At 61.6% G+C, this 320-nt stretch carries 1 protein-coding gene; it reads left to right on the top strand.

What is annotated here, in order from left to right; all coding sequences use genetic code 11:
- Nucleotides 1-320, top strand: a 320-nt coding sequence (gene narI, locus FLQ44_RS23410) for a respiratory nitrate reductase subunit gamma (protein WP_147696238.1), incomplete at both ends; no start/stop codon positions are given.

Raw genomic sequence — 320 nt, 5'->3', positions numbered from 1 at the left:
CGCGCATTCGCGCCACATCCAAATTCGGGGACACGGCGATCCTGATCATTCTGCTGATTCAACTGGGCCTGGGCCTGGCCACCATCAACGTCTCGCTGGGCCACCGGGATGGCGCGGAGATGATCAAATTCATGACCTGGGCGCAGGGGATATTCACCTTCCGCCCGGGCATCGCCGAGGTCATCGCGAACGTCGACTGGGTGTTCAAGGCCCACATCACCCTCGGCCTGACCATCATGATTTTCTTCCCGTTCACCCGGCTGGTCCACATGCTGTCAGCGCCGGTCTGGTATCTGAACCGCCGCGGCTGGCAACTGGTC

Origin of the sequence: Vogesella mureinivorans (assembly GCF_007644035.1) — a bacterium.
Taxonomy (GTDB): domain Bacteria; phylum Pseudomonadota; class Gammaproteobacteria; order Burkholderiales; family Chromobacteriaceae; genus Vogesella; species Vogesella mureinivorans.
Note: the sequence above shows the minus strand (reverse complement) of the source record. Positions and strands in the feature narration are given on the sequence as shown.